This window comes from Hydrogenophaga sp. L76 (genome assembly GCF_057654755.1).
Genome location: NZ_CM172807.1, coordinates 4,074,617 through 4,089,445, shown reverse-complemented (window position 1 = coordinate 4,089,445; position 14,829 = coordinate 4,074,617). Strand labels below are relative to the sequence as shown.

The following is a 14,829-nucleotide window of genomic DNA, read 5'->3' as shown; positions in this document are numbered from 1 at the left end:
GTCAGGCCGCCAGCCGCATGGGTTCCAAGGGCTGGTCTTCGGCATCCCGCTCGCGCAATAGATCCGCTGCAATGTCCTCGGGTGTCGCTTCCTCCAGCGCGGCAAGGCATCTCAGCAGCGGTTCGGGGTTGACCTCGGACACCTGGGCCCAGGCGCGCAGCTTGTCCTCCATCCTCGCCATGCGCGAGATGCCGGCCATGCGCGTGCGCACCACGGGCACGATGCGGCCCTCGAGCTTGGTCTCCGCGGCGTCGGCAAGGATCCGTTGGATGGCCCCGCGATCCACGGATCCCCGATCCTCCTCTGCCACGGTCCAGCGCACGCGCACGCTGGCACCGGCGATGTCCTGCCGTGCAACCGCTTCGCGCAAGGCCTCGAGATCCGGGCGGCCCTCGAACACGATATCCATGGTCCGGCGCGCCGGAGTGGGCTCCAGGGTGCAGCAGGCCGAATCCGCGCCCACTTCCCACAGCAGAAATCCCTTCTCCCCCTCTTCTCCATAGTGAAAGCGGCCGATGGAACCCGCATAGGCGATCAATTGCGCACCCGCAAGCCCCTGCTGCGCCCAGGTCTGGTGCCGATGGATATGGCCGAGCATGAAAGCCTGGGCCTCGGCGGCAAACAACGCCCCGGTCGTGAACTCATGATCGAAACCAGCCATTGGCACGCCGTGCTCGCTCACGCAACCGAACACCGTGCCGTGGGACACGCCGATGGTGGGCAGTCCTCGGCTGCGCGCGATCCGGTGTGACGGCGCAAAGCCGCAGAGCAGCCGGGCGAGTTGCTCTCCCACAGCCTGCGCCGCGTGCGTCGCCCCGGCGGTAGCCGCCACGGTCGCCTTGTTGACAGTGGGTAGACAGGAGAACAGCGCTACCGCGCGATCCGGTAAAGCGCCGAAATGCCATTGCGGGGAAGCGATCCAGTCGCCCTCACGGGTCAGGGCCACCTGCTGGATCCGGTCGGCCACGTGAATCGGGTGGCGCCCACCGACCGAGCGGAAGATGTCCAAGGTACCCGGGGGCTCGTGCGAGTAGGTACCCTGCAACAGCAGCACCGGGCAATGATCGGCCAAGCGCCGCACCCGCTCCACCAGCCGCGCTGCGGCGGGCGAATGCAGGTCCAGCGCGTGATCGGTCGCGTCCCCGGACATCACGGCGGCCTGCGCCCCCTGCGCCACGGCCCGCTCGATGGCAGCGCCGAAGCAGCGCTCGGCCTCGGCGAGTGTCCTTGTTCCATAGTGCAGGTCGGAAAAGTGTGCGATGCGCATGGTCTTCTCCTTCAGGCACCCAGGCCCAGTTCGGCGTCGATCTTGTCGAGGTAGCCTTCCGGGTCTTGGGCGTACCTGTCGAGCTCGTCCCACGCACGACCGCGGCCGTGGGGGTTGATCCGCCAGCCATGGCCCCAGCGCAAGGCCGCGTATGCGGAGTAGCGCTCCGTATCACCGCCCATGGCCCGGACGCGCGCCAGCAGTTGCGCGAGCGTAGGTCGCGCCTGCTCCAGACGCGGATGGCCGGCACCGGCGGGCGCATCGGCAGTTTCGCCTCCCCCGGCCTCCTCGCCCGTTCCTGCGTCCTGATGCGCCTCGGGCTGCCCTTCGAGCACCTGGGTTGCAAGATGGGCCTGCTGGATCGCCGTCTCTTCATCCTCGTGCTCGCGCAACAGGGCCGTCACGTCCACGGGGGCCTCCAGTTCGATGATCCACTGGGGCACGCGCACCGCCCGCCCCTGTTCGTCGATGTGCGGCACATCCCTGAGCACCTTCGTGAGGAAGAACGTCGCGCGATCACGTCCCAGGAAGCCGGAGATGCGTCCGCCGCGCATCATGGCCATGGCCTGGAAGCGCTGGATGGCCGCGCTCATCGCATAGAAGCTCGTGGTGGGAAGCTCCAGCGCGCTAATGGAACGGATGCCGGGAATGAAGAACAGGAACCGGCCCGTGAGATTGCACTGGCGCGCCTGGTACTCGGGGCAGGATTCCGGATCGCAGAGGCCGCCGTTTTCTTCGCGCAGCACGGTCTTGCGCCCGCCAAAGATACGGATCGCGCGCCGCCCCGTGTCGTCCACCGGGACCGGTGCATGGCGCATGCAGTGGCGCACCAGGCCATCGGGCGAGTACTGCGACCAGAACCGCTTCTCATGGGTACCCCAGGCCGCCAGCTCGTGCGGCATCACGGTCTGCCAGTGGTCGGCGGGGAAGACGACGGGAAAGCGGTAGAGACGGTGGCCCTGGCCTCGGTCTTCGCCGTAGGCATCGAGGATCTCCCGGGCGGTCTCCGGGTTCGCGAAGTCCGACGCTCGCACCGTGAACCAGGGCACGTTGCGCGGCACCAGCGGGGATTTGAGCTGCGGTATCGCCTGCGCCAGCCGCCGTTCGATCTCCTCGAAGGACCGGCCCTCGTCCACGCCCTGCCTGTAGATGGCCTTGGCCTCTGGATGCTCGGCGGCCTTGCGGGTCAGGACCATGATGCCGGGGCGGATCTTTCCCCCGGTGGGGATGCGTGCCGGGGCCTGGCCCAGCAGGGTGTGCAAGGCGACCGGCCCGCCCTGCACCGAAACGACAGCGTTTGCCATGTGGCGCTCCTTCATGAAACGTCGGGGTTGCGACGCTTCATGCTCTCGCGTGATGCCAAGTGTTCAACCCCCGGCAGCAAGGCTTCCAGCCGACTGCCCCGTCCGGTCATGCGCTGCCGGGAGCACAAAAGGCAAGCGAACTAAGCCGCCGGTGATGGCAGCGCGGGCATGGGCTGCTCAGTCCGCCACGCCCAGCATTCACCGTTGGCGACGGCCTTCTCCTTGGCGGTACGCTCCTTGGCCCCGGCAAACGCACTCACAATGTGCAGTGGAATGGGCGTGGCACCGCCGTCCAGCAACAGCGCATTTGGAAAGACTCCACCCTGCGGCGCGTCGTAGCGCAGCGGCTTGAGAAAGCGCCTTTCCTGTCCGACAAGCGCATCGATCAAAGGGCACTCGTGGACGCCCTCCAGCGGTATCCATTGATCGCTTGCCAGCATCAGGCTGGCCGAATCGATCTCGTAGGTCAATTCACGGCGGGCGCGTATCAACGCCGCGATCATGAGCCGGATCCGACGTCCGGTGTCGGCGTCGCGCGCCTCCAGCAAGGAAGCGTGAACACGCGCCAGGCGCTCCCAACTCTTGGTGGGCATCAGCAACGGCGCATCGGGCATGTGGCGGATCCAGATCCGGCAGGCGTGATCCGCACGATCGCAGGCCTTGAACTCGCCGATCACCAACGCCAATGGCGCATGCCCATCGTGGGGCTGCAGGATGGCCAGCTTTTCCCGTCGGCGCTGGGCGGTATCAGCTTTGGTGGATTCCTGGAATGGCTCGGGGACATAGAGACGCTCGGCCAGTGGGATGCCCTTGACATCGATGTCGGCCGCCGCAGCGAGCAGGTACTTGCACAGGACACCCTGGTTGCGCTTTCCGGCCATGGCGGGCGTCCACCGGTTGAAGCCGGCACGCTCGAAAAGAAAATGCATCACGGCGCGAAGCGACATGCGCCGTCTCGGAACCGTGATCTCTGCCGGCGCCAAGGACTCGCCCCTTGGCAGGGCGTGGCCCTGGGTCCTGGTCCATGGAAAGTCCACGCGCAGTTCCACTCGACCTGGCTCAGGCTCCAGCACGGCTTCTCCCACGAGTTCGCCCAGCCCGGAAAGCGCCGCGTCGGGTTCATAGGAGGGGCAGGAGGGGTGATGGTCCTTACCGGTTTCGGGCATGCGTTTGACCACGTACTTGCGATGGCGGGCCACATACATCTCCACACCACCGGCGACACACAGGCAACGCGGCCGCTCAGCGTCGTCATGGATCGACGCAAGCGCCAACTGGAGGCCCGGATCCGTGGCTGCAAACACACGGCCGTGGATTGAGAAGTGCTGCACAGGGAACACCGGCAGGCCGCCGTCGCCACTCGTTGCCGCCGCACCTGGTTGCAAACCATTTCTTCCTGGACCATCGAAGAAAATCTGCTCCTGCATGCTGCCTCCCCCTTCTGAGGACAATGCCACGCACGCATGCTGGGCCATCGTTCCGCTACAGGCCAGCCGAATTCGTAACGGAATCAGCAGGTTTTCGGCATTGATGGCACAGAACTTTGCCATGGTGAAGGACGAACCCATCCCATCGCCTCATTGATAGGCCACCGCTCCGCCAGGCCGCGGCCAGCATGCCAACTGCACGCAGTGGACAGGCCGCACAAAGCCCGTGGTTCTCTCGCATTCAGCCGACCAACGCATCCGCGCTTTGCATCGCCTTGCCGTTCTGCAGCATCCGCCTAAGGTAGCCCACCAAGATCCGCCATTCATGGCGCGAGAAGTCTGCCAAATGAGCGTTCTGCACCGCGGCCAGAATGGCTGGCACCTCGGCAACGGTGCTCTCCCCGGCCTCCGTGAGCTGGACATGGATAACGCGCCGATCCTCGACACTTCTCACACGCTTGCAGAGGCCCTTCTTCTCGAGTCGATCAAGAGCCCGCGTCACGCCGCCCGCGTCCATTTCGAGATCTTGAGCGAGTTCCGCCACCGTTGGCCGTTGGCGCGCCTTGATCTTCACCAGCGGCCCCCATTGAGTGCTGGTCAGCCCGTGCTGATGGAGGCGTATGTCGGTGTTCCGCACTATCGACGCTGTGACGCGGCGCATCAGGTAGCCGATGGTCTCTTCCTGGTAGTAGCCAGAGGCTTCATAGAATTCAATCGGCACAAGGTTGTCTTCCATGCGAGGAAGGCCGCGGCCGAACTGATCTGCATCCACGTACAACGGACGACAAGTTTCACCATGCGGCGAAACGTTCGGTTGCACGCTCGTCTCCAGATCCGCGCCCCCAAGATCGTCGTCCGGGCCGATAGCACCGACGACTTCATCCCAGTCAGAGTCCAGCAGATACCGCCGTGCCACCAACAAGATCCGCTCCACTTCATCCTCGCCCCGCATGCCCCCGCGGACGGTGCTCGCGAGCGATTGCAGCTGTGCCAACGCCGTCTTGCCTCCGAGGGATGCCGTATCGACGATCTCCATGAGTTTCAAAGCCAGTCCACGTTCGCGGCTAAGCCGCTCTTCCAGACAGGACAGAACCTCGGCGAGTTCCGGCTTGCGCTTCCGCAGCACCCCATGCAAATACAGCTCTCCATTGACGCACAGGAGGTAGCGCGGGAATTGCTGCACGCATAACCGGATTGCCTCGAAATCAACGCTCGACCGATCGGCACCGTCGGCGTCAACCGGTGCCAGCAACCCAAGCATGCCAATGGCAAGCGCACGATGCGAGCGCAGTATGGCGGCGACGGCTCGATCCTGTGCAATGGGAGCATCACTGGATCGAACGCCCGTGAAGAGCAGCGCAGCCGACGCGTCCCGAAGAACCTGCTCCGCGCGGGACTGGAGACTCCATTCCTGGGCAACAGGGCACCGTTGCGACGCCATCACGATGACGTCGCACCCCTGGATCCTGGCGGCCGCACCAACGGCTTCCGCAAGGTGGCACGACACCAGGGCCAAAGACGCGCAGCGAATGCCACGTGCCGCCGCGCTCGATTTCGCGTTTGACAACACCACGTCGGAATCGCCGAAGGCTGCGCGATGCAACGCACAGGCCAAGGCCGTTGGGGGTACGTCGACGCCCCTCATCGCGGCCGGATCTGGAAAGGCATGAAGGAAGGTAATCTTCGCGCCCAGCCGCTCCGCCAATTCGATCGCGGCGGTCATGTTCTCATCCGATGCCGACGTTCCATCAACAGGTACCAAAAAATGCTCATACATACTGGGCATCCATCAGACGAGACTCCAGAAGGAGTAGCCTGGGCCGCGGCGCTGAATCGGCTTCATCAATCTCCCCTGCTTACACCAGATCGCGCGTCAGCTCTTCCATCGCGTGCTGTCGGCGTGGAAACTGTTCTCTCACCGCGCTACGTTCGGCGATTCCCAACAGCAGGCCCACCTGCGCCTCATCCGCACCTCTGGTGTAAAGGCGATCGGCCACCGTATGCCGCGCAGTCAGCGCTGTGACCTGCTTGAACTCAGCGTAGCGGAACAGCTTGCGATAGGTTTCCTGGATGCCGCGGCACAGAAAACGGCGCTGCCCAGCCTCGCCATACGGCGTGATTTCGAAGCCCTTGCCGCTGGCGGACAGGAACAGGCGGCTACCCGGAGCCAGGCCGCGATATTGACCTTCGACTCCGAGGCCAGCCCCGCGCCGAATCCGATCCGCGAGATAGGCGTCCAAGGCTTCGTCCAGACGTGCGCTGTGAAAATACAGGGGCCGCGCACGCGAAGTAATAGACACATCCTCACGCAGCACTGAGACCCTGCGCACGCCGCCTGCAAGATCCAAATAGTCCCGAATCTCCAGACGCGCGATTTCAAGTGGCCGGGCACCGATCGCAAACAACATGTAGTACAGCGCCAGATCCTCCAGAGGGTGCTGGCTGCGTCCCCGGATTCGCAACGCTCCTGCCGCGATCTCCATTTCACTCAGAATCGGGATGTTCCTGGCCACTGGCTCGGCAGGAGGCTCAAGGCAGTCAAGCGCCGACAGCAGAGCGGCACGATGCAGACGCAGTCTCCGAACGAACGCCGCGCCATCCTCGTTCAGCCCATCAATTCCTGCGTTGCTGGCGAGGTGGGTCGCCACAGATTTGATGCGTTTCTCAACCGCCGTGCGGGACACTTCGTGCAGCGCCGCCACGGCATCATAGGTCGCGCCATCGAGCACGGCGCGCAGCATCGCAATGGACAAGTCCCACGATGGACGCGGATGCCGGAGATCGTCGGAGAGTTCCTGCTCTTGCACGCCGCGCGCCCCTTTCAATGCGACAGTTCCATGAACGCATCCTGACGCTCCACGGCGTGCCACGCCAGCCGAAATCGCATTGGAGTCCAGGGGATTTCGACTCTAAGCACTTGAGCCCTGCTCACTCCGGTAATCCGATCAACGAATCCTGGACACCCGGAACAGAGGCCCTGCCAAAGCTTCGTCGCCGACAGACTCCGCCTGCCACTGCCAGTCTTGAACCTCTCTGAGAGGTGCTGCGAAGCGCATCGCTCAATACAGAGCCTATAAGCCGCTGCTCTGGACATGGCGGCTGAGCACTCGAAAACGGTTTACCTCAACGAACTAGCGGCACCTTGCCGACGATCGGAGGTACGTTGAGCAACTCACCATACTTCGCCAGGACTGATGCATCAACTTCATCGGTCTCGGTGAAGTGGGCAGACAATGCACTTGATACCTCTCGGTTACTGCAATTTGCTGTTCGCGCCGCAAGGGCCGCGCGAAGCTCAAACAGGCAAAGGCGAAGCAAGGCCATAGCTCTGATCGGCTCAGACAGCTGCCACTATCTCGGACATGGTCACGACCTGATCAGCGCGGTGCCATGCGAATGGCGCCATCTACCCGGATGTGGCAGCATGAGCGTGTCTCCTTGTATGTTGGCTTCCGACCCCGCACCTGGCGTTCCGCACAGCGCCACTGCCGAAGTGTTTGGGGAATGCGACAATCGTAATAATTGGCCCCTGCAAGGGCGATGACGGATTGCCTCAATCAACTGATAAATAACTTCTTTCGGCCCGTGCGACCGGCGTTGGCCCCTTCGATCACACGCCATGCTGCAACCCGTCTTCACCGCTCCCATCTTTGCCGTGCATGGCCTGCTGGACGGGGCACGCGGCAAGGGGCTGGCCACGCAAGAATGGCTGGAGGGCGTGCTGGGGCGCGCAGGCATCAGCGAATCGCTGCTGGAGCTTGAGGATTCGCGCGTCACCGTGGAGCAGTTCAACGCGCTGTTTATCGCCGTCAAGGACAGCCTGAACGACGAGTGCCTGGGCTACCTGCATGGGCGGCCCATGCTCCCGGGCAGCTTCGCGCTCATGGTGCGCAGCGCGTTCACTGCCCATTCGTTGTCATACGCCCTGCGTCGCCTGAGCGAATCCTTCGCCCTGCTGCAGGACGACGTGGCGCTGGTGCCGGTGACCGAGGGCACGCTGGGGGGCATCGCGCTGGAAATGCGCGGCGGCCAGGGGGCGCATGCCGACTTCCTGCACGCACATCTGCTGCGCGTGTTCTGGCGCCTCCTGGTGTGGCTGCACGGCGGCCGACTGGTGCCGCAGCGATTCGACTTCAATTTTGCGCCGCCGCTCCATGCGATGAGCTACGGGCGCATCTTTTCCGGCACGCTGTGCTTTGGACAGCCGCGCACCGCCGCCTGGTTCGACGCCGACGCCTTCACACAGCCGGTGCGGCGCGATAGGGACGCGCTGCAGTCCTTCCTGCGCGCTACGCCCGGCAACGTGGTGGGGCCGTACCTGAACGAGCGCAGCGCCAGCGCGCGGGTTCGCATGGTGCTGCAGCGGGCCAGCCCCGAATGGCCCGACCTGGCCGTCACCGCGCAGCGCCTTCACATGTCGGTGAGCGCGCTGCAGCGGCACCTGGCCTCCGAGGGCACTTCCTTCCAGGCGCTCAAGGATCAGTTGCGGCGCGACATGGCGATCGTGCGCCTGACCAGCAGCGAAACCTCGCTCGTCGCCATCGCAGCCGACCTGGGCTTCACCGACAGCACCGCCTTCCAGCGCGCATTCAAGGTCTGGACCGGCAGCGCGCCGGGAGCTTACCGTGCCCGCTCGCGCAGCGGACAGCGCCCTGCATAAAGGTATCTGACCAATTCCGGCACGGCCACGGAACCGTGCAAGTCGCAACTACTCACCCGTAAGCGACGCGGCACTCCGTTGCTGGCCAAAAAACCTCCGTCAATAACCCCATGAAAGGACCTTGCTGCAAGGTCTGGCAGATGCGGCAGGCTCCATGCACTACCTGCCCTCTATCGTCAAGCGAACGCCCTCGTTGAGTTCATCTCGAAGTTGTTGGGTGGTGATGTCCCCGGTACGCCAGCTCGACAGGTTCCATGCAGTCACTGCGGTCAGGATGGAGATGATGCCCTCTGCATCCCGTTCCGGGACACCATGCAAAGCGCCTATGAAAAGTTGCCGAAGACGTTGCTCAAAATCAAGCCGCATGGTGAGGATTGCGGGTTGCTTCAATGCGCGCGTGACCAGATAGGCGTCCCACATATGCGGTGCCTGTTCAAACACGTCACAGAAGACGCCCATACCCGCCCTCATCCTGGCGCTATTGGTACGAGCCCTCTTCATGCTTGCCTCGAGCGCTGCGATATAGCCGGAATGCCAATGCAGATATGCGGCGGAGAAGAGCACTTCTTTAGAGCCGAAATAGCGATAAATAGTGGCCAACGAGACATCGGCTGCGTCCACCACATCCCTGACTTCCACTGCACCAGCGTTCTTCAACAGAAGGTCTAGCGTTACATCGACAATCCTCTGGCGTCGCTCTTGTTGATAGGAGGGAAGACTTTCAACGTCCGGTACCGTGCGCTCACTCTGATTCATTCAATCCCCATCCTGTTCACTGTTGACACCTTGAAAGGCACGCTGAGCATTGTGCCGCGCATTGAGTTTAGATGTCAGGACTTACGCAGCCGTCATTCCCGCGAAGGCGGGAATCCAGCGGCAGCACTGAAGCGGAGAACTGGATTCCCGCCTTCGCGGGAATGACGAGGTGCTTATTGCGTAAGTCCTGGAGGTATTCGATTTCATTGGCCTCTTGCCCGCCAGATTGAGCACGTCCAACCGCAGCAGCGCATGGAAGCCGTCACGAGCCGCCCGTCGCTGCTGATGGAGGTGAGCCAGGCGGCCACGGTGGCTCATGTTCATGTACATGACCGTTCATTCGCTGGAACGCGCGAGCAGCCCGCCGTTCGCACGAGTGAAGAGATGAAAACGGGGCGAGGGGTTCTGGGGGCTACCCGAAACCCTCGCCCCGTTCTGTGGCGGCAGCGCCTGGCGTCAACCGCGATTGAGCTGCAGCAGGACGTAGCCCAACGTGCCATTCTCAACCAGCGTCTGCGCCTCGACGACCTTATCGAGCGGGAAGGTCGTACCGATCCGCGGGCGCAGCTTGCCCTTGGCCATGAGGTCGAGAACGGCCTCGGAATGGGCCTTCATCTCGTCTGGAACCTCGCCGAGACCGATCGCGCCGAAGTAGCGCACGGCAGGCCACCGCTTCGAGTACACGACGGGCTGCAGCAGATCGACGCCGGCGTCACCCTTCTCCAGGTTCAGCACCAGGATCGTCCCGAAAGGCGCGAGAGTCTCGAAATACTTGCCGAATTCGTCGCCCCCGATGTGATCGACGATCATGTCGACACCTCGGCCGTTGGTCAGCTCCAGCACCCGGGCATGCACGTCCTCAGTGCGGTAGTTGATGGTGTGGTCCGCACCCGAAGCCCGTGCAAACTCCGCCTTCTCATCGCCGCTGACGGTACCGATGACGGTGATGCCGAGCGCTTTGGCGACCTGGACGAAGCCGGTGCCAAAGGCGCCGGCCGCGCCAATCTGAAGGAGCGTTCCGGGCAACGCACCGGGGTGCTTCTGGTCAGCGCGCGGCTTGCCGCCATAGCCCTCGCGGAGCGCGCACCAAGCCATCGCGTAGTAACCAGCCGTCGCGGCATCGTCGAGATCGACGCCTTCCGGAACCACGACGAGCTTATGGGCGGGAACGACGAGCTTCTCGCGACCGAACCCGCGGCCCTCGTCACCAGGGCTGGTCAGCATCGTCACCAAGTACACCGGCTGGCCGACCGACACATTCGTGACGCCCTCGCCCAGCTTCTCCACGACGCCAGAGCCTTCCCAGCCAGGAACGGCGGGCAGGAACTGCGGCCAGGGGTAGAAGCCACGGCGGTAGTTGACGTCGGCTCTGCCGATGTCCACCGCATGGGTGCGGACGAGCACCTCACCCGGACCGGGTACCGGATCGGGCACTTCGTGGATCTTGATGACGTCGGGTGTCCCGAGCTCTTTGAAATATGCTTCTTTCATAGCGATAGTCCTCTTTTGGTGTTCAAGGTTCGCGGTAGATCGCCGCGCAGCCAGTGCTCATCAGTATGGTTTTCCGACTGGGAAGGTGCTTGTGCCTGAAATCCCAGGACTTCTTACTTGAAGAAACCGATGAAATCGTCAAGAAAGTCATTGATAGAACGCGGCGGGTGACCGGTCATCTTTTCGACGCCATCGCCGGTGTCGTTCATATCGCCCCGCTCGTACATCTGGTAGAGGCCGCGCAGCGCCTTCGCGCCGTAAGCGTTCAGTCCAACGTCGCGCAGATCCTGTTCCGCTTCTTCGAAGGTGTTCTTGACGTACGTGATCGGTCGACCGAGTCGCTGCGAGAGCAGCTCAGCGAACTGTCCGTACGAGATCGGTGCCGGGCCCGTGATGAAAACGATCTCGTTCTTGTGCTGGTTTTTGATCAGCACCGCTGCCGCCGTGTCGATCACATCACGCCCGTCAACGTACGCGATGGTGTTCGTCGCGGTCACCGGGGCCACGATCTTCGAATCCTTCTTGACCATCTCGCCGAACTTCAGGATCAGCGTCTGCATGAAGGTGCATGGGTAGAGGAGTGTGTAGGGCACGCCGACCTTCGCGAGGTACCGATCGGTAGCACCGTGATCCTGAGACAGCAAGCTGATCTCATCGATGTGGTCGGCCGTGTAGCCCGAGAGCTTGGTGATGCCGCGAATCCCGGTCTCTTTGGCCACATCGATGATCTGCTTCTGCAACTCAACCATCTCGGCCACCACCGGAGTCACGATGAACAGTTGATCGCAGCCGGTCATGACTCGGCGAAGATCCTCGCGGTTGGTCATGTCGCCAACGACGATTTCCACTCCGGGAACTTCACGCCGCAGGATCTCAGCGCTTTTTTCGGTGTGTGCGAGGCAGCGGACGGATTGTCCGGCAGCCACGAGTTGCTTGGTCATGGGGAGGCCAAGCTGGCCAGTTGAACCCAGAACACAGATCATTGCTTGCTCCTTTTAGAACTTTACGTGAACGGTCGCCGCCGGATGCGGCAATCAGAGGCTATGCACTTCTAGGTAGTGCATTTTTCAAATAATACAGAATCAGATTCTTGTTATGATCTGGTAGAAACCCTTGCTGACTTCATGTCAGCAGCAACGATGCACCGACGCTGCCTCCTGTATTCACGGTCAACATAGAGAAGGTGGCGTGCGCCAACTTCGGTACCATTTGTCGCTACTTCGGGACACTGCGATGCTGCCGCTCAGATTCATCGAGCACTGGTTTCGCAGCTTGCACTGGCATGTCATCGATCCGCTGACGGACGAGAATCCGAGCCGTTCGCGAACGCCTTGCACGCTTCGATGACGCGAGGTTTCCCGTTCTGTGGGAAGCGTCGAATGTTGTGAGGATCGTCTAGTTCAGCGAGCTACTCGACCGATGGAGCGCGCCCCAACCTTTCATCGGTGAGAACGCAAGAAAGCGCTACTGTGCGGCTTCAGCAGTGGGCAAGAACGCGGCGAGCTCCGTACGGACATTCCAAGCGTTGAACTCCCCGGGTTTACTGCCGCTGCGACAAGTAAGTCTTGCATCTTGGTTTGCACCAAGAAAAGGTCGAGGAGATGCGGCCGAGGACGGCGATTCACGCGACCTTGCGCTCGCTCCCCGCCCAGAATGGCTCGCGCAGCGCCGTCTTGAGGATCTTCCCAGCGCCCGACAAAGGCAGCGCATCACGGAACTCGACACTGCGCGGGCACTTGTAAGGGGCAATCAACTGTTTGCAGTGCGCAATCAGTTCTTCGGCCTCGATGGATTGCCCCGGCTTGTTGACCACCACGGCATGAACGGACTCTCCCCATGCATCACTGGGTATGCCGATGACGGCACAACTGGCAACGCAGGGATGCTGGGCCAATGCGTTTTCAACCTCAGCGGAGAAAATGTTCTCACCGCCACTGATGATCATATCTTTGAGCCTGTCGGCAATGAAGATGAACCCGTCGTCGTCCATCCAGGCGCCATCGCCGGTATGCATCCATCCGTCGCGCAAGGCTTGCGCAGTGGCTTCGGGCTTGTTCCAGTATCCCTGCATCACGTTCGGCCCGCGCGCGATCACCTCCCCCACCGTGCCACGAGGCACCTCAGTCCCTGCGGCATCCACAATGCGTAATTCGACACAAAATCCTGCGCGCCCTGCCGCGCGCAGTTTGCCCAGATTGCGCCCCTCAGCGCTGTGGTAGTAAGCCGGATTGATAGTGGCCAAGGGAGAGAGTTCTGTCATACCGTAGGCCTGCGAGAAACCCACGCCGGGCAACGCCTCCATGGCACGATCCAAAACGGCCTCCGAAATCGGCGATGCCCCGTATGTGACCGACTTCAAGGAGCTCAGATCACGCATCTTCTTCATGGTCGGATGATCGACCATCATCTGGATCATGGTGGGCACCAACACCGCATGCGTGACGCGACAGCGCTCGATGGTGTCCAGCACAAGCTCCGGACTGAAAGCGGGCACGATCACATGAGTGTTTCCCTCCAGCCAATGCGCCATGGCCAGCCCCATGTCCGCCAAGTGGAACATGGGGGCTGCATGCAGATAGACGCTTCCTGGGTCGGCCATGCCTGCGGCCCGCACGGCCAAGCCCGAACTGCACATGTTCGTATGACTCAGCATCACCCCTTTGGGAAATCCGGTCGTGCCCCCCGTGTAGAAAATTCCGGCCAAGTCCTCTCCGCGACGCACGGCGTCGGGCACGGGCATGGATTGGGCCAGCAACTGCTCATAGCCCATCATTCCATCAGGCACCGATCCTTCGCCGCAGTAGATTACGTCACGCACTACCAGCGCCTCTGCCCTAAGCTGCTTGACCATGGGCACGAACATGTCGTCGACCAGCAAAATGGTAGACCCGGAGTCATTGAGCGAATAGGCGATCTCGGCGGCAGACCAGCGTATGTTGCAAGGATTGAGCGCGCCGCCCCCCCAGGGCACCGCCATCTGGTATTCGAGGTAGCGATCGGAATTGAGTGCCAACATGGCCACCCGATCGCCCGTTTGCATGCCCATCTGCTGCAACGCTCCCGCCAGCCGTGCGACGCGACGGATGAATTCACGGAACGTATGTTGCCGCTCGCCGAATTGAACGGCGATTCGGTTGGGATGCAGCTGCGCTGCACGGTGTAGGGCTTGCGTCAAGTACATAGATCTGTCTCCTGGTGGCCAGCATGGTTCATGCCTTTTCTTGTCGAGAGAAGCCTAGTAGTTACCGCCAATCGAAGCGATTGCAAAACACGGCTATCGGCTGACAGTTCACATCAACTTGCAGCACCCGCCTCCCCCATGAATGCCTTGCCATTCATGATTTCCATCATCCTTGTGGACAACAAGTTGTAAGGCGCGCGAACGAGAAGATTGAAGGTCGATGCGTTCTTGGACGATGCCGGGATCGCGCCAGAAAGTGGCGCGCGGCGATCAGTTCGGTTCGTTGCTGCGCTTCACCGACCCCACGGCACAATGGCCCTACTTTCTGACAGAGCTGTTGTTGCGCATCCCCTGGAGGCTGGTGGTCGACTGGCCGACGAAAAGTTGCCTGTCGAGCGACTCGACTTTGCCAACGGCCAGACATGTCCACGACGGCTGCCGCGATGCATAGCCTCAGATGCGACCGGCGGCCGAAGGAGCATCATCCCAAGCACTGCAGGAATCTTTGCGTCGCGACGTGAGCGTCATGCGGCTCAATCCACTGCCGACTCGCTGGCTCAACTGGTTCTACTAGATGAGCCCGTGCCGCGCTCCTTTGCTTCCGCCTGATGCGAGAGTGCAGCCAACGCAGCTACAGCCCGACGCGCCAGCCGTGTCAGGCAATGGAGCTCAGCTGCCGACATGAAGTGAAGTGTCTACACAATGGCTGGACTACCAGTCAAGCTTGACAGTCACATACGCCA

At 62.2% G+C, this 14,829-nt stretch carries 10 protein-coding genes; 1 reads left to right on the top strand and 9 read right to left on the bottom strand.

Annotated features, from left to right (window positions below; translation table 11 throughout):
* Window position 1 precedes the first annotated feature (1 nt).
* The 5 genes from AC23D4_RS19910 to AC23D4_RS19890 all read right to left on the bottom strand — a co-directional run bounded on the left by AC23D4_RS19910 (window position 2) and on the right by AC23D4_RS19890 (window position 6,805).
* Window positions 2-1,267: a metallophosphoesterase family protein gene (locus tag AC23D4_RS19910; RefSeq protein ID WP_108497747.1), complete on the bottom strand. Its 1,266-nt coding sequence runs from the start codon at window positions 1,265-1,267 to the stop codon at window positions 2-4.
* Between the two features lie 11 nt (window positions 1,268-1,278).
* On the bottom strand, window positions 1,279-2,571 hold the full coding sequence (locus AC23D4_RS19905; RefSeq protein ID WP_162016924.1) for a recombination directionality factor: 1,293 nt from the start codon (window positions 2,569-2,571) through the stop codon (window positions 1,279-1,281).
* A gap of 140 nt (window positions 2,572-2,711) precedes the next feature.
* Window positions 2,712-4,139, bottom strand: a complete 1,428-nt coding sequence (locus AC23D4_RS19900; RefSeq protein ID WP_233250267.1) for a DUF1173 domain-containing protein — start codon at window positions 4,137-4,139, stop codon at window positions 2,712-2,714.
* Window positions 4,140-4,239: 100 nt separating this feature from the next.
* Entirely contained in the window at window positions 4,240-5,721 is a 1,482-nt protein-coding gene (locus tag AC23D4_RS19895) for a MarR family transcriptional regulator (protein WP_242455374.1), read from the bottom strand.
* A gap of 133 nt (window positions 5,722-5,854) precedes the next feature.
* Window positions 5,855-6,805, bottom strand: a complete 951-nt coding sequence (locus tag AC23D4_RS19890) for a site-specific integrase (protein WP_158276409.1) — start codon at window positions 6,803-6,805, stop codon at window positions 5,855-5,857.
* Between the two features lie 812 nt (window positions 6,806-7,617).
* On the opposite strand from AC23D4_RS19890, the gene AC23D4_RS19885 reads away from it, so the two are divergent.
* Window positions 7,618-8,658 (top strand): AraC family transcriptional regulator, encoded by a 1,041-nt coding sequence (locus AC23D4_RS19885; protein ID WP_108497104.1) that lies wholly within the window; start codon window positions 7,618-7,620, stop codon window positions 8,656-8,658.
* A 159-nt stretch (window positions 8,659-8,817) separates the two neighbouring features.
* On the opposite strand, the gene AC23D4_RS19880 is transcribed toward AC23D4_RS19885, so the two are convergent.
* The 4 genes from AC23D4_RS19880 to AC23D4_RS19865 all read right to left on the bottom strand — a co-directional run bounded on the left by AC23D4_RS19880 (window position 8,818) and on the right by AC23D4_RS19865 (window position 14,086).
* Window positions 8,818-9,414, bottom strand: coding sequence for a TetR/AcrR family transcriptional regulator (locus AC23D4_RS19880; protein WP_108497103.1), 597 nt, complete (start codon window positions 9,412-9,414; stop codon window positions 8,818-8,820).
* 456 nt (window positions 9,415-9,870) lie between these two features.
* Window positions 9,871-10,905, bottom strand: a complete 1,035-nt coding sequence (locus AC23D4_RS19875; RefSeq protein WP_108497102.1) for a quinone oxidoreductase family protein — start codon at window positions 10,903-10,905, stop codon at window positions 9,871-9,873.
* Between the two features lie 113 nt (window positions 10,906-11,018).
* Window positions 11,019-11,846, bottom strand: coding sequence for an NmrA family NAD(P)-binding protein (locus tag AC23D4_RS19870; RefSeq protein WP_158276408.1), 828 nt, complete (start codon window positions 11,844-11,846; stop codon window positions 11,019-11,021).
* Between the two features lie 680 nt (window positions 11,847-12,526).
* Window positions 12,527-14,086, bottom strand: a complete 1,560-nt coding sequence (locus AC23D4_RS19865; RefSeq protein WP_108497100.1) for a long-chain-fatty-acid--CoA ligase — start codon at window positions 14,084-14,086, stop codon at window positions 12,527-12,529.
* Between the last annotated feature and the right edge of the window lie 743 nt (window positions 14,087-14,829).

What these genes read in the sequence shown, in the direction of transcription:
- AC23D4_RS19910 (WP_108497747.1), bottom strand. Translation starts at nt 1,267, where the DNA reads ATGCGCATCGCACACTTTTCCGACCTGCACTATGGAACAAGGACACTC.
- AC23D4_RS19905 (WP_162016924.1), bottom strand. Translation starts at nt 2,571, where the DNA reads ATGGCAAACGCTGTCGTTTCGGTGCAGGGCGGGCCGGTCGCCTTGCAC.
- AC23D4_RS19900 (WP_233250267.1), bottom strand. Translation starts at nt 4,139, where the DNA reads ATGGGTTCGTCCTTCACCATGGCAAAGTTCTGTGCCATCAATGCCGAA.
- AC23D4_RS19895 (WP_242455374.1), bottom strand. Translation starts at nt 5,721, where the DNA reads ATGACCGCCGCGATCGAATTGGCGGAGCGGCTGGGCGCGAAGATTACC.
- AC23D4_RS19885 (WP_108497104.1), top strand. Translation starts at nt 7,618, where the DNA reads ATGCTGCAACCCGTCTTCACCGCTCCCATCTTTGCCGTGCATGGCCTG.
- AC23D4_RS19880 (WP_108497103.1), bottom strand. Translation starts at nt 9,414, where the DNA reads ATGAATCAGAGTGAGCGCACGGTACCGGACGTTGAAAGTCTTCCCTCC.
- AC23D4_RS19875 (WP_108497102.1), bottom strand. Translation starts at nt 10,905, where the DNA reads ATGAAAGAAGCATATTTCAAAGAGCTCGGGACACCCGACGTCATCAAG.
- AC23D4_RS19870 (WP_158276408.1), bottom strand. Translation starts at nt 11,846, where the DNA reads ATGACCAAGCAACTCGTGGCTGCCGGACAATCCGTCCGCTGCCTCGCA.
- AC23D4_RS19865 (WP_108497100.1), bottom strand. Translation starts at nt 14,086, where the DNA reads ATGTACTTGACGCAAGCCCTACACCGTGCAGCGCAGCTGCATCCCAAC.